The organism is Cohnella rhizoplanae (assembly GCF_948329515.1).
GTDB classification, from domain to species: domain Bacteria; phylum Bacillota; class Bacilli; order Paenibacillales; family Paenibacillaceae; genus Cohnella; species Cohnella rhizoplanae.
The window spans coordinates 116,797-135,749 of sequence record NZ_CAOJCN010000004.1; the positions used below are offsets into that span (position 1 = coordinate 116,797).

The following is an 18,953-nucleotide window of genomic DNA, read 5'->3' on the forward strand; positions in this document are numbered from 1 at the left end:
TTTGTTAAGCAGTATAGCGCGAGGAAGAGGAGGACCCGTAGACACTTTAGTGTGGTTTGCGGGCGTTGTCGGGGAATAGATTCAGCTCGCCTGCGCGAGCGATCGCTTCCGTGCGCCTTTGCACCTGAAGCTTCTCGAAGATCCTACGATTGTGTCCTTTGACCGTGTCCAACGCCAAGAAGAGCCTCTCGCCGATCTCCCGGTTCGATAGCCCCCTGGCGATGAGCTCGAGCACTTCGAGCTCCCGCGGGCTAAGCGGCTCGACGAGCTGGCTCCTCGCCGCGCGTCCCTGCGCGCGCTCCAGCCCAAGCCGCGCTTCCCGGAGAGCCGGAAGCGGCAGATCGCCGCCGAGGCGCAGCGCCTCTTCGTAATACGCCGCGGCCGATGCGGTCCGGTCTTCGGCTTCCTCGATCTGGCCTAGTCCAATCATGGCGATGACGGCCATGAGCTGGTGGCCCATCGTCCGGCTGTTCGATATGACTTCGCTGTAGGCGTCGCGAGCCGCGGCATAATCTCCGCGCCGCTGACAGGCGACGCCCAGCATCCATGCGGCCGCCGTCCGCACGGGGAGCAGCTCCGGCCGCAGGTACGTCAGCGCCAGGCGCGACTGGACGATCACGTTCTCGATGCCTGGATCTCCGCCGATCCGCGCATCTCCCGCAGGTGCGATCAGCCCGACCAGTTCGTCGGTCTTGTCTTCCAGCCCCGCGTCTTGCATGGCCGCTTCGGCCGCCTGCAATCTCCGGTCGGCGTCCTCAGGCCGGTCGGTCAACGTCAAGGATGCCAGCGTGGCCCGCGTCGCGGCGATCAATCCGGCCAGATCCCTGACGCCGACACTTTCCTCCGCGTCTGCCAGGATGGCCTCCGCCGCCCGCAGCTTGTGTTCGACCCCTGTCGGCTTGCCCGCCATCAGCAGCGCCGACCCGTAGTACACCCATAGCGCGGGCCTGGCATTCAACGCCGCTGCAGGCAAGGTTGACAGCCATCTCAGCGCGATCCCCGCAGCCCCGCGAAGGTGCAGAGGCATGCCGTTGCCCTCGAGCAGACGCGCGGCGCGATCGATGTCGCGGGATTCTACGGCATGGCCGAACGCTTCGATCTCGAAGCCGCGGGCCTCATGCCAGACGCTTGCTCTTCGGTGCAGCTCCGCGATGCGGCGCTCGTCATGGCTGTCCTGCAGCCTTCTGCGGAGCAGATCGGCGAACAAGCGGTGATATCTGTACCACCTCCGCTCATGGTCCAGGGGCACGACGAACAAGTTCTTGCGGTCCAGAGCCATTAACGTATCCTTGCCGGATGCCGCCGGATCGCCCATCACTTCATCGCAAAGAGAGCCGCACAGCCGGTCCAGGATCGACGTCCGCAGCAAGAAGCTCTGCACGGCTACGGGCTGCCGCTGCAGAACCTCTTCTACGAGATAATCCAGCACGAACGCGTGGCTCCCCGTAAAGGACGGAAGGAGTCGATCGACGTCTTCGTTGCCTTGGAGGGAGAGCGCAGCCAGATGCAGGCCCGCAATCCACCCTTCGGTGTGCGTCTCGAGCGAAGCGATCTTATCCATCGACATGCGAAGACCCATGCTGCGGGTCAAAAACCGCTCGCATTCCGAGCCGGTGAATCTCAAGTCGGCTGTGCGCAGCTCGGTCAATTGATCCCTCGCTCTCAAGCGCGCCAGCGGGATATTGGGATCCTCACGGGTTGTCATGACCAGATGCATCCGTCCGGGGAGATGGTCCAGCAGAAAAGACAGGGCCTCGTCGACCGAGCGCGAGGCTGCCGCGTGATAATCGTCGAGAACGAGGATAAAAGGCGCCGGGAGGACCGCGATCTCGTTCAGCAAAGCGGTCAGGATCGCCTCGGCCGGCGCCGGCTGGGGCGCTTGGAGCACCGCCAGCACGCCTTCCCCTATATTCTCCCCGATGGTCCGCAGCGAGGAGATCATGCAGGTTAAAAATCGCGCAAGCTCGCCGTCCCCCTCCTCCAGCGATAACCAAGCGGCCGGCCTGCCGCAATCGGCGAGCCATTCGCCGACTAAGGTCGTCTTGCCGTAACCCGCGGGCGCGGAGATCAGGGTGAACTTGCGGTATAAGCCGTTATTGAGCCTGTCGGTCAATCGCCGGCGGAGAACGGCGTTCGGCCGAGGCGCGGGCATATAAAGCTTGGTGGCCATGATCGGTGTGGACATAGTTGGATACCTCTGCCGATTTTATGAATAACGAGCGTCTTGAGCTTTCTGGCGTTTTTTGTTGTTATCGCCGCACGGCGTCTCTATCCGGCCTCATGGAGGACCATCCATTATGAATCTACAACAAATTAGGGGACAACGGTTGCCGTCCATAGGCTCGCGCATGAGAAATAGACGGATTGATGTGCCTAAATATAAACCAACTGCCCCCGACCGGCGTCCCAGCGCCATGTCATATCCGCGTGCAGCCGCAGGCCGCCGTACCGCTCATCGATTCCCTGTGCCTTCACCGCGTCCCTAATGCCCGCTGCAACCTCCCGCCCCAATTCCGTTAATGAGATGACGTTGTCGCGGTAATCGGGAAAGGTATGCGGCCCCCGTATCTCTAGCCATGCGTTCGGACCTTCCGACATCCCTCTCAGCCGATACCAGAATTCCAGATCGCCCATGCCTAACAGACTTAAGCGAGTCCCGCTCTCCTTGAACAACTCAAGCGGCGTAACCACCCCATTCCCAATCAGCTCCAAGGCGGTCTGCTCCACGATCCCCAGCCCGTTCTTGGCGGACGGCAGGCGGGCCAGGTGCATCTCAAGGGCAGCGCGAGCGAAGGGCAGCGCCGATGTGTCTTCCTCTAAAAGGCCGACGTGCTTCTCTATATCCGATGAAGCGTACGCCTCCCAGATCCTCCTGCCCGTCTCAAGCTCCCGTTCCCCGATTCTCCGCCACGTCCCGGACAGGCCTTCCAGCTGCTTGGTTGTAAGCTGACCCAAGCCCATGAACAAGTCAATGCCGGGGTACTCGCCGATGCACAGCAGATTCAGGATCGTACCGCCTAGTGTCCGGTTGGAAAACCAATGAAGCAGATAGCTTAGCATCAGTTGGTCAAATAAATCATGCTCGAACCACAGCACGACTTCATCGTATTTACGGAAGCCCTCCAGCGCCTGCTCTTGCGATTCGCAAGCGGCTCTATATTCGTCTGCCGGAACGCCCAGCGCCGCTTCTAGATAGGCCGCTCTGGCCGACCGCAAATCGGGCTCATCCATGGCAGCGGACACCGGACCTACGGGATATATCTCTCTCCAGACCAGGATATCCCCGCGGATGTTCCCTTTTTTTAATTTGTCGCCGACGCTATCGCCGTTTACGATATGGAGCATCGCTGTTCCTCCTTCGTAAAGATCGTTGAACATGGTAACGAAGTCCGTGACGAGCAACGACGATCTCAGCTTATTGCGGGCGTCGAACAACCGTTTTCTGAGTACGGAGGGGGATACGCCTAGGTAACTGGATATTTCTTTTATAGAATATCCTTCATAATAGAATAACTGAACGACCAGCTTTAAATGACTGGACAGGCCTTCGACGGATTGATGAAGCCTGTTCTGCCACTCCCTCTTTTCGGCGATGCATTCAACATTGGACTTCTCCCCGTCCATGGCAATCGTATCATCTATAGGCACGGCGCAATGCTTCTTCCGACGAAGAACCCGCTGGCACTGACGCTCGATAATGACCTTAAACCATCCCGGGAATGCCTCCGGGTCCTGCAGCTTCGCGAGATTGGCGAACGCCTCCGCAAAAGCCTCCTGTACGGCATCCTCCGAATGGCCCCAGTCACCTAACCTACGATAGGCCACAGCAAGCGCCATCCCGCTAAAGCGTTGTACAATTCTCTCCCATGCGATTTGATCGCCACGCCGAGCCCCTTCAATCCATTGCCGCACCTTGTACACCTCTTCTATGTTCAGGTTCTATATACGAAGTGCCGGCATCGTCGCAAAAGGTTACTCGGTTCTATAGGAATAGTAGCAGAAATTTTCCTGACATGTGATTAAGTCTCGCAATTCAGCCGCGAGTATGCCCGAATGTTCGAGGCCCCGCCGAGACAAGATATCAAGCGGCTGAAGGCATAGAGATAAACCGCGTTCAGCGACAAACGTAAATCGAATCAAAACCAAAGGGGCACCCGCAAGGGCGCCCCTCTCCTATTTCTTCCCCTTTGACAGCAGGAACGCCGGGATGACCGCCAGCACGGTGAAGCCGATGGACCACCAGAAGGCGGCCTGATAAGCATCCACGACCGCATTCATGTCGTGAACCCCCGAGCCTCTGACCTGCCGATCGATGACGGTCGCCAGAATGGCCGAGCCGAAGGCGCCACCGACGGTCTGGAAGATCCGCGTCGAGACGCTGGCGTGCGGAATCTGCTGCTTATCCAGCCCCTCGTAGGCGGATACCATGATCGGGATGAAGATCCCGTTCAGCGCCGCCCCGCGCAGGAATTGCGCGATGCCGAGCACGACGTGATTCGTCTCCGTACCGGAGAACGCGAACGGGATCGTGCCGATCGCCGTCGCCGCCAGACTGAGCAGCACGATATTGCGCGAGCCCATCCGATCCGCCAGTCCGCCGATCCAGCTGCGCGTGGCCAGCATGCCCAGCCCTTGCGGGATGAGCAGAAGTCCCGTATACAGCACGCTCTCCCCGCGCACCTGCTGATAATACAGGGGCAGCAGCAGCATCGCCCCGTTCATCACCATACCCGTCAGGAACAGCGTGACGTTGGATGCGAGAAAATGACGGGACCGGAACAGCCGCAGATCGAGCAGCGGCGATCGCCGCATGCGCAGGGCATAGACGACATAAGCCGCCATGAGGATAACCCCTCCGGCGAGCGGAAGGATGACCTTCAGGTCGTTCGGACCGCCGTAGGTGCTGACCTCGGCAATGCCGTAGATAAGGGCGGCAAAGGCCGGAGACAATAGCAGAAGCCCGATGACGTCGAGCTTTGGCTTGCTATGAACCGATGCATCGGACGGAATATGACGCCAGCTCAGCCAGATCGCGACGAGCATGATCGGAATGTTCACGTAGAAGATCCAGCGCCAATCGAGATTGTCGATGAGGAGGCCGCCGATGACCGGCCCCAGGATGGGTCCGATCAAGGCGGGAATGCTGATGATCGCGATCAGTCTGCCGAGCTGACGGCCGCCGGCCGATTGCACGAGCACATTCTGCATCGTCGGGATGAGCAGGCCGGCGCCGACGCCCTGCAGCAGCCGGAAGCCGATCAAGCTGCCGGTATTCCACGCGAGAGCGCATAACACGGACGAGACCAGGAAAATCGCGAGCGAAAACAGATACACCTTTTTCCCGCCGTAGCGCTGTATCGCCCATCCCGAGATCGGAACCGCCAACCCCATCGTGAGCACGTACCCCGTCACGACCCACTGAATCGCGGATACCGTGCTGTGCAGATCGAATGCCAGCTGGTCGAGGGCGACGTTCACCATGGTCGAATCCAACTGGGACGCGACGGCGCCGAAGACGAGGATCAGGGCGACCTTCAGTACGCCGGCGTCTATTTTTTCCTTGGGCGGTTTGGCCGCCTTCGCCGCCGCTGGCGTGATGGCCATGAGGACTCACCTCTCCTTGTTCATTTAGAGTACGGTACGTACCGTACCTTATATGAACAAGATATGCTATTGCGCCGAGAAATGCAATATAATAATGAAAAACGTTGTCCGTTTCATACTACGGAAGCATTGAGAGGATCCGGTTATGGCTGAATCGAAAAAGGAGCAGGCTCCTAACGGCGGCAGCGGAGGGACGCGGCGGCGGGGCGACGTGCTTGAAAACGCGATCCTGCAGGCGGCATGGGACGAGCTAGTCGAGGGGGGCTACAACCGCCTCACGATGGAGGCCGTAGCCGTGCGGGCGCAGACGAACAAGACCGCGGTCTACCGCCGATGGCCGAATAAAGCGCAGCTGGTGATCGCCGCCCTCGTGAAGTTCGCGCCGAAGCCGTCTCTGGAAGCCGCGGATACGGGCGATCTGCGGACGGATGTGCTCACCTTCCTCCAAGGCATCCTGGAGCCGCTGCAGGCGATCGGCCCCGAGACCATTCACGGACTCATGAGCGAATATCCCGGCAAGGAGCATCCGATGTCCAAGCCTCTGCCGCCGAGGTCCGAGGACGCGCTCTTCGCCGCCATGAAGTCGATCGTCGGCAACGCGGAGAAGCGCGGGGAGCTGCAGCCCGGGCACTTGTCCGAACGCGTCATCTCCCTCCCGATCGACCTGCTGCGATACGAGATGCTGACCACCCACGGGCAAGTGTCCGAGGATATCATCGTGCAGATCGTCGACGAGCTGTTCCTCCCGCTGGTGCGAGCGAAGAGCCGAGCAGACTAAAAGGACCATCCCGATCGCGGGATGGCCCTCATGCTGCTTGCTTCAATATTCTCCTTTGATCACGAAAAACGAGCCTCGAATGGTGCCGGCCAGCTTGGACTTCTGTCTGGCGAACTTAAACTTCTTCTCCTCCAGCTCCTTCGGGATCTCCATCCCCTCGGAGAGCTTGAAGCCGACGGCACGCTTCTTGGGATCATCCACCGTGTACATGACATTGACCGCCAGACCGTCCTCGTAGAAGACGAAGGCCCAATCGATATTCTCCACGCGAATTCGCGACGTCTCCAGCGGCTTGGCGGCAAACACGATGCCGCGCTCTTCTCTCAGAACGCGCTCTACATATTCGAGGGTATTCTGACTCTCGCTGGCGGGTACAGTCGTAAATTCATGCTTGTATTTGTTCATGAAGTACCGGGCTTCGTTCGCACGCAATCCGGCAAGCGCGTCAACGACGGGCGAGGACTCCAGCCCGGCCGTAGACACCTGATTAAAATCGACGATATAGGACATAATCTAATCCCTCCATCCGATAATTGGACACCGTTTAGTGTTGCTTTAATTATAGGACACCTTTCGGTGTCGTGTCAAGTTTGGCTTAGGCGGGATGCCCGAATAGAGCTTTCTTGGCGCCTTTTCCCGAAGGCGTGCCCGTTCGGAAAAACAAAAATGGCGGACACTCGGGCGTGTCCGCCAAACTGACGATTAGATGAATGGATGAGGCACGTACAGCTCTTCTAAGCTCGCGATCTCCTCGGGCGTCAGCCGGACCGTCAGCGCCGACACCGCGTCCTCGAGGTGGCTGATCTTGGTCGCCCCTACGATCGGCGCCGTGACCGCTTCCTTCTGCAGCAGCCATGCCAGCGCGATCTGCGCGCGGGGAATGCCGCGGTTGGCGGCGACCTCCGCGACGCGCTGCGCAACCTGGCGGTCGGCATCCTCCGTTTTGGCGAACAAGGCGCTCGCGATCCGGTCATTCTCCGACCGCGCGGTGCGCGCGCTCCAATCGCGGGTCAACCGGCCGGCGGCCAGCGGCAGGTACGGGGTGACGGCGACTCCCTCGTCCTGGCAGAGCGGCAGCATCTCCCGCTCCTCCTCCCGGTAGAGCAGGTTCAGCCGGTTCTCCATGGACACGAACCGCGTCCAGCCATGGCGTTCCGCGACATGCTGCGCCTTGGCGAACTGCCAGGCCGACATGGAGGACGCGCCGATGTACCTGACCTTGCCCGCCTTCACGAGATCATGCAGCGTCTCCATCGTCTCTTCGATCGGCGTGCGCGGATCCCAGCGATGGATCTGGTACAGATCCACATAATTCGTGCCGAGCCGCCTTAGGCTGTTATCGATCTCGGTCATGATGGACTTGCGGGACAGCCCCATGCCGTTCGGACCCTGGCGCATCGGCACGAACACCTTGGTGGCGATGGCGATCTCATCGCGCCGGGCGAAGTCCTTCAAGGCGCGTCCGACGATCTCCTCGCTCGTGCCGTCCGAATACATATTGGCGGTGCTGAAGAAGTTGATGCCCGACTCGAGCGCATGCCGGATGATGGGCCTGCTCTCCTGTTCGTTCAGCGACCATGGGGCGTTGCCGCGTTCGGGCACGCCGAAGCTCATGCATCCCAGACATAGTCTGGAGACTTCAAGTCCCGAGCGTCCAAGCTTTACATATTCCACGGATCATACACTCCTTGCGTAAAGATGGATCGCCGCATTCGCTGTAATAGCTTGGCGCAGCGCACGCGAGTCGAGGCCGGCCTCACCACGGAAGCGGACCGTCCTCGTTGGAGAAGGTACCCGTCGGGCCGCGCTCGTCGAGCAGCGCGAGGCGCACGGGCTCTCGTGCGGCCTCCTGAACGGTGCGCGTGCCCGCGAAGTGGTTGAGATCGGTCCCGGTAAAGCCCGGGCATGCCGCGTTGACTTTGATACGCGTCGACTCCAGTTCAATGGCGAAGGCGAGCGTGATGGCGTTGAGCGCCGTCTTGGACGGGCTGTAAACGCCGCCGAAGACCGAGCGATGCGCAAAGCTCGGGTCCGCGTTCACCGTGAGCGAACCGGAGGCGCTCGACAAGTTGACGATGCGTCCCGCCGGCGCTTCGCGAAGGAGCGGCAGCATCGCCTGCGTGACGGCGACGACGCCGAATACGTTCGTCTCGAATACCGCGCGCATCTCGTTAAGGGATGCGACGCTCGGGCGCCCCGAATTCGCGATCTCCTCGAGCGGCCTGCCCGGCGCTCCCGCATGCGAGATGCCCGCATTGTTCACGAGCACGTCTAGCCGTCCGAGCTCGCTTCGGATCCGATCCGCCGCGGCGGCGATGGAGGCCGGATTCGTCACGTCGAGCTGGACGGCGTGGGCTTCCGCCCCCACGCTTTTAGCCGCAGTCTCTCCATTTGCAAGATGGCGTGCCCCCACGACCACCGTGAAGCCATGCGCTGCGAGATCCTTCGCGATTTGAAGCCCGATGCCTTTATTAGCCCCGGTGACCAGGGCGACGGGTTGGTTATGCATGCGCAACTCTCCTTCACTCGCATCACTATGCGGTGTTTATAAATTCTATGGTTGATATGTCAACCATGCGCTAACATTAACACGTTGCGGTTGATACGTCAACCATGATACGATGTGCCTATGGAAAATAACGAGCTGAATGCAGAAGAAATGCGCTTGTGGCATATGTGGAAGGGCTCCTTCCAACTCATCTTCGGCCGCGTCATTAAGGATATGTCCGAGCATACGGGGCTCTCCGAGGGCGATTATGGCGTGTTGGATCGGCTAGATCTGCACGGAGGCGGTCAGCTCCGCCAGCAGGAGCTGGCGGACTCGATGGATTGGACGAAAAGCCGGTTGTCCCATCATCTGACGCGGATGGAGCAACGCGGGCTCGTGGCGAGAAAACCGCTGGATGCAGATCGAGGCGTGCAGGTCCTCATCACGCCCGAGGGAAAATCCGCGTTGGACGAGGCCCGGCCCGTCGTCGCCAAAGCCATCCGCAAGCATTTCCTGGCGTATCTAACCGAGCAGGACGTGGAGTCGATTACGAAGCTGGCGGGGAGAACGAAGGCAGGATCGCTTTAAGCGTACGTACACAAAAAGAACTCTCCGGACTCGGAGAGTTCTTGCTTTTATATATGCCTTGCAACTTGCATCTCCTAACCAAGCAAAGCGTCGCGAAATCGCCGGATGTCCCGGATCGGGGGATTGCCGAACATGCGCGCATATTCGCGGCTGAAGTACGAGGGACTCTCGTAGCCCACCTGAAAAGCGGCTTCGGCCGCGTCCATCGCTTCGGATAGCAGAAGGTTGCGCGCTTCTTGCAGCCGAAGCTGCTTCAGATACTGGATCGGGCTCATCGCCGTCACTTCTTTAAAATGATAATACAAGGACGACGCGCTCATCCCTGCCTCCTCTGCTAGTTCGTCAATGCGCAGAGGCTTCGCAAAATCCCGGTTTAACCGCTCGATCACCGCCGCGATCCGCTGCGCACGGCTGCCGGTCAGAGCGAATTGTTTGAGCGCATCGCCCTGCTCGTCCTGCAGGAGCCGGTAGATGACCTCCCGAATGGCGTAGGGGGCAAGCACCGGTATGTCGCGGGGAGAATCGAGCAGCTTCACGAGACGCATGACGGCATCTTGCAGCGAATCGTTCATTTGATGGATAACCAGACCGCGTCCATATGGGCGCCTCGAGCTCTCTTCCCGGTCGGAGGAGGCTTGGATGACATCCAGGATCTGATCCATCGCGAACTGCAGCTGAAGGCTAATATATGGCGCCTCCGCGGACGCCTCTACCACTTGCCCGGCGATCGGCAGATTCACGGAAGCGGTCAAGTAATGGGCCGCGTCGTACCGGTAACTTTCCTGCCCCAGCATCACAACCTTCGATCCCTGCGCAACCACGCATAGGGAGGGCTTATAGACCGAATGCACCGGTTCGGATATCCGGGATGCGCGAATAAAACACAGACCCGGTATCGACGTTTCATGCGTACCGTCCGTCGTCGCGAACCGTTCAATGACCCGCGCCAGTTCTCCGGCCTGCCTCGCAAGCTTCCTCTCCATCTCTTCACGTCCTTTTGCGCTTTCCATAACTTTATTTCTTTTTGGAGGATTAGGCAATCGCAGCACTTAATTCGGCTACCGCCTGATCTCCGTATGAAGACATAATAAGTGTACGCCAAGCAGTGGACGCAATGAGGTTCTCATGCAAAAGGAGAGATGATCATGGAGACCGGCAACAAAGACGGCAACGGGAACTCCCATTCCTATGCCGGGATGTGGGTGACGAGGGACGGCTATATCCGGCATGAGCTGCTGCCGAACGGCCGTTACGACGAGGCCCGCGGCAACCGCCGCAGCGCCTATCGGGGGAGCTATACGATCGAAGGCGATCATATCGAATATGCGGATGATACGGGGTTCACCGCGGACGGCGACTTCCGTGAGGGCGTACTCTACCATGCAGGCATGATCCTCTATCGCGAGCACGCAAAAGGAGAGATTCAAAATGGATGAGTTGAACGGAAAAGTGGTGATCGTCACGGGCGCTAGCAGCGGGATCGGGGAAGCGACGGCGCGTCTGTTAGCCAGCCGGGGCGCACATGTCGTGATAGGCGCCAGACGCCTGGAGCGATTGCAGACGCTGGCGGCCGCTATACGCGCCGAAGGAGGCTCGGTCGAGTATCAGCGGCTGGACGTGACAGCGCTGGATCAGATGCAGTCGATCGCCGGCTTGGCGCGCAGCAAGCACGGGCGAATCGACGTCATCGTCAACAATGCCGGCGTCATGCCGCTATCGAGGCTCGAGGCTGTGAAGGTGGATGAATGGAACCGGATGATTGACGTCAATATTCGCGGCGTCCTCCACGGCATCGCCGCCGGGCTTCCGATCATGAAGGAGCAAGGGTTCGGCCATATCGTGAATGTGGCCTCCATCGGCGCTTATTCGGTAACGCCGACCGCAGCGGTCTATTGCGCCACCAAGTATGCCGTCCGGGCCATCACCGAGGGTCTGCGGCTAGAGGCGGGACGAGATATCCGCGTGACGCTCGTATCGCCGGGCGTGACGGAGTCGGAGCTTGCCGACAGCATATCGGACGAAGAGGCACGGGCGTTCATGAAGGAATACCGCCGAAATGGGCTTCCCGCTACCGCGATCGCCCGCGCCATCGCCTATGCGATCGAGCAACCGGAGAGCGTCGATGTGAACGAGCTCATCCTAAGACCGACTGCCCCGTCGGCGTGACTCAACCCCACGTACACAAGAACAGCCGTATAACAAACCGCAATGAAACAAAGATGTAAGAAATGGAAAGCTCCGATGCTTGCATTTTGGCGCGGACTGCTGTAGTATGAAAGACCTGGTCAGCGTTACGGACGATCATGCTCAGTTATACTATCGCGGGGTGGAGCAGCCCGGTAGCTCGTCGGGCTCATAACCCGAAGGCCGCAGGTTCAAATCCTGCCCCCGCAACCAACTCACATTTAATGTGGCGCCTATATAAAAAGGCCTCTAACCCACCGACGTGGATTAGAGGCTTTTTTCGTTTCTATTTATACAACACCTTGTCGACATTATACTTCGCCTTGTATTCGTTGATAATAAAAGTCTCGTAGATCTCTCGATGCACGGCATCCTCGACCAGGCACACCTCGATCTTGGCCACTTCCTCCCGGTTATCCTTGATCACGGACACCGTATCCTCGAAGTGCTTCTTGATGCGCGGTCTAAGCTTGCGCGCCTTGCCGACGAACAGAAGCTCGTCCTTGTCGTTGTAGAACATGAAGATCCCCGCTTGATCCCTAGGAATCTGAATGAAATCCGTAAATCCGTAAATATGGCTTAACTCGGGAGCCTCTTGCTTGTAAATCGTGACATCCGGCGTGGGTACGGTAATTTGTATCATGAACATTCACTCTCTCTTATGCATCATTTTATGGTCCGGCGGAGCCCGGTTCTATTCTACCTATTATGGACATACCCGCCCATTCTATGCAAGGAGCGCCGGACGGGCCTTCGAAGATATGAGAAGGCAACGGAAGTAGATAGCGTCTTATTGGCGGGCGCCGATCCCCGCATCATACTGGGGGAGAACTCCCTGGCGGGTTCAGGCAATCGCAGCACCTATACGAAGGAGGAGAGGTAACGAATGAGGAGCGCAAGGTTCACGAAAGGAATGTCCGTCCTGCTGGCCGCCGTAATGGTCCTGCTGCTGGCGCAGCTGCCGCAAGCCCATGCGAGCTCCGTCAAGCTGACGCTGACGGCCGCGATGGTCGTCAACGAGTCGGGCAACGGAGATGCATCGAAGCTGGTCGACGAGCAGTCGGCAGCCGGCGATCCGAAGAACGGGACGGGCGGCTCGCCGACCTCGGCCTGGTTCGCAGGCTGGGGAAGCAGCTATTATCCATCCAGCGCCTATATCGATCTCGGTCAGAATTACGATCTGACGGACATCTATCTGCGCGACGTGAACGACATCGGCAATCTGGTCGTGCAAACCGGAAGTCCGGGAAGCTGGACCACGCAGTTCACGGACACCCTGGCCAACTATAACGCCTGGAACGGGCATGCCGTCAGCGTCACGACGAGATATGTCCGCGTCACCCTGACAAGCCAGAGCGCCAACATGTCGGAGATCGTCCTGTACGGCTCTCCTTCATCGGGCGGAAGCGGCGATACGACGGCGCCGGCTGCCGTGACGAACTTGGCGGCCGGCGGAGCCACGGCATCGTCCGTCGCCTTGAGCTGGACGGCCCCGGGCGACGACGGCACCGCGGGTACGGCGACCGCTTACGACATTCGCTACAGCACCTCGGCCATTACGTCCGCCAACTGGTCCGCCGCTTCGCAGGCTTCGGGCGAGCCTGCGCCTCTGGCGGCCGGATCGAGCCAGTCGTTCACGGTGACGGGCCTATCTCCGTCTACCGCTTACTACTTCGCGATCAAGACGACGGACGAGGCGGCCAACACGTCGGCGCTGTCCAACGTGCCGAGCCTCGCGACGACCGCTTCGGGCGGCGGAGGCGGCACGAAGATCGCATTGACGCCCGCGATGATCCTGAACGAATCGGTCGTCGGCAATGCCGGCTTGCTCGTCGACGAGCAGACGCTCGCCGGCAATCCCAAGGGCGGTACCGGCGGTTCTCCGGCGACCGCTTGGCAGATCGGGACCAACGCGATCTATTATCCGGCCAGCGCCGTCATCGACCTGGGCACGAATTATGCGCTGACGGATATCTATCTCTACGATTCCAACGGGTCCGGCAACCTGACCGTCTCCACGGGCACGCCGTTCGCGTGGACCCAGCAGTTCATCGATCCGATGTCCGGCTTCAATGTCTGGAAGGCGCATCCCGTCTCGACGACGACCCGGTACGTGCAGGTCGTGCTGCCCAACGCCAACTTCAGCCTGAACGAGATCGTGCTCTACGGAACGGCGCTCGGCACGCCGGCGACGCCGCCGTCCCCGACGCCGCACACGCGGCCTACCATGGACCAGCTGATCGGCATCAACGCCTTTATCGACGATCCGCTCAGCAAGATGCAGGTCGCGGGCTTCGTGCGCGAATATCACAACTGGAACTGGGACGAGGGCGATCTATACAACTTCGGCACGATCCAGACCGGCTACCCCGGGTACCCGAACAATGCCAACAAGTTCAATCCCAGCTACGCGGGAGGCGGCTGGAACTTCGACGCCTATTATGCCGGCCTGAAGGCGGCGGGCATCAAGGTCAGTCCCGCCATCCAAGGCAGCGTCAGCTGGCTGACGACGGGCCAGAACGACAAGCCGGTCTCCGCGGGGGAGAGCGCGCTGACTCCCGCCGCCTATGCCGAGCATGCGGATCATCTCTATCAATACGCGGCCCGGTACGGCAGCACGGCCGTGGCGGACAGCAAGCTTAAGCTGGCCTCCGGCCAGCCGCGGAGCACAGGCCTGAACACGCTGACTTACTTCGAAAATTGGAACGAACAAGACAAGTGGTGGCAGGGACGGTCCGGCTACTTCACCCCGTACGAGTACGCGGCGATGTCGAGCGCCGACTACGACGGCCACCAAGGCTCTATTTCCACGACGGTCGGCATCAAGAACGCCGACCCGAACGCCAAGCTGGTCATGGGCGGACTGGCGGCGCCTAATCTGGACTACGTGCGGGCGCTGAAGTTCTGGTCCGACTTCAATCGCGGCGGCAGCTTCCCGTTCGACGTCATCAACGTGCACCGGTACGACACGACCGGCACGGTCGGCATCAGCCCCGAGGCCGGCGGCATGAAGGCGGCGCTCGAGTCGTTCGTCGACTACCGCAATCGCTACCTGCCGGGCCGGGAAGTGTGGATCTCCGAATTCGGCTACGACATCAATGCCTCGTCGATCCAGCGCGCGCCGGCGATCGGCTCGACGCCGGCGACGGAGGTGCAGGCCGACTGGATCGTGCGCGCCTATCTGGCGGCGGCCGCGGCAGGCGTCGACAAGGCGGCGATGTACATGCTGCGGGACGTGGACGCGAACAGCTCGACGCAGTACGACTCCAGCGGACTCGTCAGCAGCGCGGCGACCGGCTGGACGCCCAAGACGTCCTGGTATTACGTCTATACGCTCAAGAACCGCTTGAGCGGCATGCGCTATATCGGCGAGCAGGCATCGGGCAACGCGAACGTCAAGATCTATAAGTTCAAGAGCGCGACGACCAACCAAGGCGCCTACGTGGTCTGGTCGCCGACGAACAATAACACGACGGTCGCGAACTACTCGCTGGCGCTCGCGGGCTCGCCCGGCTCCGCCAGCCTGGTCACGATGGCGAGCGGCGACACGGACGGCGTCGCTTCCTCCCTGACGATCGGAGGCGGCGCGGTCTCCGTCAATGTCAGCGAACGCCCGCTTTTCGTCATGGTCGATTCGATCTCGTAAATTCGCGGCGGCTCTTCGGGATATCGCTCCCGGAGGGCCGTTTTTTTACGGGGTCGTTCCTTCGCCCTTCCCGGCGTGTTACCTTGGAGAAAGAAGAAGAAAAGATATCAAAAGGCAAGGCAGGTCATCAAAATCCCATGATGCGGGCGCCCGGATCTTGTCATAATGAAGAGAACGCCGGAGGTGAGGACCCCATGCTGCGAAAAGGATGGACGCGGCTGACGCTGTTCCCGAAGCTGGTGCTGGCGCTGCTGATCGTGGTGGCGCCGCTCTACGCGGTGGGCCTGCTCGCGAACAAGACGGGCGCGGACAGCATCCGGCGGGAGCTCGACCAGTCGATGCAGGCCAAGACCGACTTCTACCTCAGCTCGCTGGAGTCGGAGAAGGCGCATATCACGAACCTGGAGCAGGAGATTCTCATCGACGCCGATCTGCAGCGGCTGACCTTCATCACGCCCATCCTGTCCCCCTTCGACTGGACGCAGACCGTGTCCCGGGTGGAGAATAAGCTGCAGCTCATCCGGGGTTCCAGCGAGTATATCCAAAATGTAAGCGTACACATGATGACGCTGGGCCGGACGATCTCGAGCAACAAGCCGATCACCGACAGCATCGCCCCGGATTACGAAGCGGTGCGCCCGTCGGGCGACGCGCTGCAGAACGACATGATCAGCTGGAACAACCGCATGTTCCTGGCGATGCAATATCCCGATCCCGCGCGGACGAACCGTCCGCCCTCCTATATCGTGTCCGTCGAATGGTCCGTCCCCAAGCTGCAGGCGGCGCTGCGGCAGTTCACCCAGGGCGACCGGTCCGGCGCGCTGCTGTATCATCCGTCCGACGGCTGGCTCGTGGGCAACGGACAGGGCGGCGAGGACCGCGAAGATATCGGACGGTTCTTGAAACGGCAGTACGACGGAGATGTCCGCCAAGGCGTACGGACGCTCAGACTGGGCGGTTCCGGACCGGAGATGCTGCTCGCTTACGAATACTCGACCTTTTTCCGCGCTTACCTGGCCGTATACACCCCGAGCGACAGCGTGCTGGGGCATCAGAAGTCCTTTGCCTGGATCTACTGGGCGCTCTCCGTGCTGTCTACCCTGATCATCATCGTCTACTCCTACTGGCTGTACCGGCTGCTGCACCGTCCGCTCATCCTGCTGATCCGCTCGTTCCGGCGAATGGAGGAGGGACAGCTGTCGCCGATCTCGCTGCCGAGAGGGAGAGACGAGTTCTACAGCCTGTTCACCCACTTCAACCGGATGACCGACCGCCTGGGCAAGCTGATCCACCAAGTCTACGAGCAGCGCCTGCGCGCGCAGACGTCGGAGCTCAAGCAGCTGCAATCGCAGATCAATCCGCACTTTCTGTACAATACGTACTTCATTCTGTACCGGCTGGCCAAGATGAACGACATCGAAAAGGTCACCGCGCTCAGCCATCATCTCGGCGAATACTTCCAGTACATCACCCGCAACGCCGCCGCCGAGGTACCGCTGCAGGACGAAGTGAATCATTCCCGGACGTACGTGGACATCCAGAACATCCGCTTCGCCAAGCGGATCGCCGTCGCGTTCGACGAGCTGCCCGAAGCGTGCCGGCTGCTGCCCGTGCCGCGTCTGGTGCTCCAACCCCTCCTGGAGAACGCCTACCACTACGGCATGGAGGGCAAGCGGCGGGACGGCCGGATCGACATCCGGTTCGCATGGGACGGACGCCGGCTGACCGCGACGGTCGAGGACAACGGGGAGATGTTGACGGACGCCAGGCTCGGCGAGGTGAACGAGCAGCTGCTGCAATCGGGCGGGGACATCGAGCATACCGGCCTCATCAACGTGCATCGCAGGCTGCGGCTGCGCTATGGCGAGGAGAGCGGCATCCGGCTGTCGAGAAGCGCGCTCGGAGGACTGCGCATCGACCTGACGATCGATTACGAAAAAGCGGCAGAGGGGGAATCGCCGGATGAAGCGACTGTTGATCGTGGACGATGAGCCGATCATCGTGGACGGCCTGTGCGAGCTGTTCGCGCAGCGCCTGAACGGAGAATGGGAGATTCACAGCGCCTACGACGGCTTCGAGGCGCTCGACTGCATGAAGGAGCTGTTCATGGACATCGTCCTCGCGGATATCGAGATGCCGGGCATGAACGGGCTGGCGCTGCAGGCGCAGGCGCAGGCGAGATGGCCGCTGTGCCGGTTCGTCTTCTTGACCGGCTACAGCGACTTCGACTACGTGAAGACGTCGATACGCCAGGGGGCGATCGATTACGTGCTGAAGACGGAGGGCGACGAGGCGATCGTCCAGGCGGTAGACAGGGCGATACGGGAGGTCGACGCCCGGTTCTCGCGGGAGCAGCTGGTCGCCGGCGCGGAGCGCAAGCTGGCCGAGGCTCTGCCGCTGCTCCGCAAGGAATGCCTGCTCGAGGCGCTCCAGGGAGATGCGTCCGGGGAGCCCAGGCGCGGGAGCCGGTTCCGCGCGCTGAAGGTGAAGCTGGAGCCGGAGGCGCCGGTTCACCTGGCGCTGGCCCGCGTGGACGACTGGCGGGACGACGCCAGGTCGGACACGGATCGCGCGCTCTACCTCTACGCCCTGCAGAACATCGTGGAGGAGATCGTCGGCAGCCGCTTCAACCTGGAGGCGGTACCCTACGCCAAGGACCGCTGCGCGTGGCTGCTGCAGCCGATCCAGGGAACGGTGCCGCCGACGTCGCGCGAAGAACAGGGGATCGCGCTGCAGAATCTGTTCGAGGCCGCGCAGAACAGCGCCCGGCAGTACATGCGTCTGCCCTGCTCGTTCGTGGTCGGGACGGCGGCGAGGAGCTGGCGGGAGCTGCCCGACGTCTTCGACCGGTTCAAGGCGATGATGATGCGGGGACTGGGCAGCGGCCCGGAGATGCTGCTGACGGACCGGCGCGCCGGGGAGACCGCCCGCCCTTCCCCGGACGGCCGGGCGGCGCTCAAGCGGCTCTCGCTGCTCGAGCCTTATCTGGAGAGCGGGGACGCGGTGCGCTTCTTCGCGCTTTTCGACGAGATCGCGGCCTGGCACGACGCGCCGCAGGAGGGCATCGAGGCGACGGCAGGCGCGCTCGAGATCTATTATTCGCTCGCCGCCGTCTTCTTCTCCTATCTCAACAAGAGCGGACGATTCGCCGGCTTCGCGGAGCATTACGGCGTCGGCCGCATGTTCTCCATCCAGCAGCACCCTTCGTGGGCGGACGCGATGGCGTACTTCCGCGAGGCGGCCGGCTATCTGTTCCGGCACCCCTCCGCCTCGGAGGAGGCGTCCGTGGACGAGGTCGTGCTCACGCTCCACGGCTACATCGAGCGCCATCTGCACGGCGACCTGAGCCTGCACCGCCTCGCGGAGCAGGTATACTTGACGCCGTTCTATCTCTCTCGCCTGTACAAGCAGAAGACCGGCCGCAGCCTGAGCGAGCATATCACCGACTGCAGGCTCGGCCGCGCGAAGGAGCTGCTCGTCGGCAGCCCGCTCAAGATCCACGAGGTCGGAGAGCGGATCGGATTCGAGTCGGCGTCGTACTTCACCCGCTTCTTCCGCAAGCTGACGGGGTTGTCTCCGCAGCAATTCCGCGATCTGGCCCAATAAGGCAATTAGATATGAGAAGTCAACGAAGGTAATGACGTTCGCATAGCCGGGGGCGTCCC

General features: G+C 60.9%; 15 protein-coding genes and 1 tRNA gene. 8 read left to right on the forward strand and 8 right to left on the reverse strand.

The genetic code is table 11. The features are described from left to right. Window positions 1-46: 46 nt before the first annotated feature. The 3 genes from PQG80_RS09330 to PQG80_RS09340 form a co-directional block, all read right to left on the reverse strand. Window positions 47-2,185: a helix-turn-helix transcriptional regulator gene (locus tag PQG80_RS09330; protein ID WP_271751023.1), complete on the reverse strand. Its 2,139-nt coding sequence runs from the start codon at window positions 2,183-2,185 to the stop codon at window positions 47-49. Between the two features lie 188 nt (window positions 2,186-2,373). Further along, on the reverse strand, window positions 2,374-3,912 hold the full coding sequence (locus PQG80_RS09335) for a sigma-70 family RNA polymerase sigma factor (RefSeq protein WP_271751024.1): 1,539 nt from the start codon (window positions 3,910-3,912) through the stop codon (window positions 2,374-2,376). Window positions 3,913-4,173: 261 nt separating this feature from the next. Further along, window positions 4,174-5,604 carry an MDR family MFS transporter gene (locus tag PQG80_RS09340; protein WP_271751025.1) on the reverse strand — a complete coding sequence of 477 codons (1,431 nt, stop codon included), beginning with the start codon at window positions 5,602-5,604 and terminating at the stop codon, window positions 4,174-4,176. 145 nt (window positions 5,605-5,749) lie between these two features. Between PQG80_RS09340 and PQG80_RS09345 the strand changes: the two genes are divergently transcribed. Further along, complete coding sequence (locus tag PQG80_RS09345) at window positions 5,750-6,382, forward strand: TetR/AcrR family transcriptional regulator (protein WP_271751026.1); 633 nt, start codon at window positions 5,750-5,752, stop codon at window positions 6,380-6,382. A gap of 42 nt (window positions 6,383-6,424) precedes the next feature. Here PQG80_RS09345 and PQG80_RS09350 read toward each other — a convergent pair whose 3' ends face one another. From PQG80_RS09350 to PQG80_RS09360, 3 genes are all read right to left on the reverse strand, one after another. Further along, window positions 6,425-6,892, reverse strand: a complete 468-nt coding sequence (locus PQG80_RS09350; RefSeq protein ID WP_271751028.1) for a DUF8821 family protein — start codon at window positions 6,890-6,892, stop codon at window positions 6,425-6,427. 192 nt (window positions 6,893-7,084) lie between these two features. After that, window positions 7,085-8,056, reverse strand: a complete 972-nt coding sequence (locus tag PQG80_RS09355; protein WP_271751029.1) for an aldo/keto reductase — start codon at window positions 8,054-8,056, stop codon at window positions 7,085-7,087. Between the two features lie 82 nt (window positions 8,057-8,138). Beyond that, complete coding sequence (locus PQG80_RS09360; RefSeq protein ID WP_271751030.1) at window positions 8,139-8,891, reverse strand: SDR family oxidoreductase; 753 nt, start codon at window positions 8,889-8,891, stop codon at window positions 8,139-8,141. Between the two features lie 150 nt (window positions 8,892-9,041). Between PQG80_RS09360 and PQG80_RS09365 the strand changes: the two genes are divergently transcribed. After that, on the forward strand, window positions 9,042-9,458 hold the full coding sequence (locus PQG80_RS09365) for a MarR family winged helix-turn-helix transcriptional regulator (protein ID WP_271751190.1): 417 nt from the start codon (window positions 9,042-9,044) through the stop codon (window positions 9,456-9,458). Window positions 9,459-9,532: 74 nt separating this feature from the next. On the opposite strand, the gene PQG80_RS09370 is transcribed toward PQG80_RS09365, so the two are convergent. Next, window positions 9,533-10,441, reverse strand: coding sequence for an AraC family transcriptional regulator (locus tag PQG80_RS09370; RefSeq protein WP_271751031.1), 909 nt, complete (start codon window positions 10,439-10,441; stop codon window positions 9,533-9,535). Between the two features lie 162 nt (window positions 10,442-10,603). On the opposite strand from PQG80_RS09370, the gene PQG80_RS09375 reads away from it, so the two are divergent. The 3 genes from PQG80_RS09375 to PQG80_RS09385 all read left to right on the forward strand — a co-directional run bounded on the left by PQG80_RS09375 (window position 10,604) and on the right by PQG80_RS09385 (window position 11,855). Next, window positions 10,604-10,894: an Atu4866 domain-containing protein gene (locus PQG80_RS09375; protein WP_271751032.1), complete on the forward strand. Its 291-nt coding sequence runs from the start codon at window positions 10,604-10,606 to the stop codon at window positions 10,892-10,894. Continuing rightward, a complete protein-coding gene (locus tag PQG80_RS09380) occupies window positions 10,887-11,624 on the forward strand; it encodes an SDR family oxidoreductase (protein ID WP_271751033.1) in 738 nt (245 codons plus the stop codon). The genes PQG80_RS09375 and PQG80_RS09380 overlap by 8 nt, the downstream gene beginning before the upstream one ends. 154 nt (window positions 11,625-11,778) lie before the next feature. Further along, a tRNA-Met gene (locus tag PQG80_RS09385) sits at window positions 11,779-11,855 on the forward strand. 73 nt (window positions 11,856-11,928) lie between these two features. Here the strand turns inward: PQG80_RS09385 and PQG80_RS09390 are convergent. Beyond that, window positions 11,929-12,285, reverse strand: coding sequence for a nucleotide excision repair endonuclease (locus tag PQG80_RS09390; RefSeq protein WP_271751034.1), 357 nt, complete (start codon window positions 12,283-12,285; stop codon window positions 11,929-11,931). A gap of 243 nt (window positions 12,286-12,528) precedes the next feature. Between PQG80_RS09390 and PQG80_RS09395 the strand changes: the two genes are divergently transcribed. The 3 genes from PQG80_RS09395 to PQG80_RS09405 all read left to right on the forward strand — a co-directional run bounded on the left by PQG80_RS09395 (window position 12,529) and on the right by PQG80_RS09405 (window position 18,894). Beyond that, a complete protein-coding gene (locus PQG80_RS09395) occupies window positions 12,529-15,288 on the forward strand; it encodes a fibronectin type III domain-containing protein (RefSeq protein ID WP_271751035.1) in 2,760 nt (919 codons plus the stop codon). Between the two features lie 194 nt (window positions 15,289-15,482). Then, on the forward strand, window positions 15,483-17,279 hold the full coding sequence (locus PQG80_RS09400) for a sensor histidine kinase (protein WP_271751036.1): 1,797 nt from the start codon (window positions 15,483-15,485) through the stop codon (window positions 17,277-17,279). Next, the gene (locus tag PQG80_RS09405; protein WP_271751037.1) at window positions 17,251-18,894 is read left to right on the forward strand and encodes a helix-turn-helix domain-containing protein; all 1,644 of its coding nucleotides are present in this window, start codon (window positions 17,251-17,253) and stop codon (window positions 18,892-18,894) included. The genes PQG80_RS09400 and PQG80_RS09405 overlap by 29 nt, the downstream gene beginning before the upstream one ends. Window positions 18,895-18,953 lie beyond the last annotated feature (59 nt).

Excerpts from the sequence above, each read along its gene's own strand:
- PQG80_RS09330 (WP_271751023.1), bottom strand. The coding sequence starts at position 2,185 with ATGTCCACACCGATCATGGCCACCAAGCTTTATATGCCCGCGCCTCGG.
- PQG80_RS09340 (WP_271751025.1), bottom strand. The coding sequence starts at position 5,604 with ATGGCCATCACGCCAGCGGCGGCGAAGGCGGCCAAACCGCCCAAGGAA.
- PQG80_RS09345 (WP_271751026.1), top strand. The coding sequence starts at position 5,750 with ATGGCTGAATCGAAAAAGGAGCAGGCTCCTAACGGCGGCAGCGGAGGG.
- PQG80_RS09350 (WP_271751028.1), bottom strand. The coding sequence starts at position 6,892 with ATGTCCTATATCGTCGATTTTAATCAGGTGTCTACGGCCGGGCTGGAG.
- PQG80_RS09360 (WP_271751030.1), bottom strand. The coding sequence starts at position 8,891 with ATGCATAACCAACCCGTCGCCCTGGTCACCGGGGCTAATAAAGGCATC.
- PQG80_RS09365 (WP_271751190.1), top strand. The coding sequence starts at position 9,042 with ATGCGCTTGTGGCATATGTGGAAGGGCTCCTTCCAACTCATCTTCGGC.
- PQG80_RS09370 (WP_271751031.1), bottom strand. The coding sequence starts at position 10,441 with ATGGAGAGGAAGCTTGCGAGGCAGGCCGGAGAACTGGCGCGGGTCATT.
- PQG80_RS09375 (WP_271751032.1), top strand. The coding sequence starts at position 10,604 with ATGGAGACCGGCAACAAAGACGGCAACGGGAACTCCCATTCCTATGCC.
- PQG80_RS09380 (WP_271751033.1), top strand. The coding sequence starts at position 10,887 with ATGGATGAGTTGAACGGAAAAGTGGTGATCGTCACGGGCGCTAGCAGC.
- PQG80_RS09390 (WP_271751034.1), bottom strand. The coding sequence starts at position 12,285 with ATGATACAAATTACCGTACCCACGCCGGATGTCACGATTTACAAGCAA.
- PQG80_RS09395 (WP_271751035.1), top strand. The coding sequence starts at position 12,529 with ATGAGGAGCGCAAGGTTCACGAAAGGAATGTCCGTCCTGCTGGCCGCC.
- PQG80_RS09400 (WP_271751036.1), top strand. The coding sequence starts at position 15,483 with ATGCTGCGAAAAGGATGGACGCGGCTGACGCTGTTCCCGAAGCTGGTG.
- PQG80_RS09405 (WP_271751037.1), top strand. The coding sequence starts at position 17,251 with ATGAAGCGACTGTTGATCGTGGACGATGAGCCGATCATCGTGGACGGC.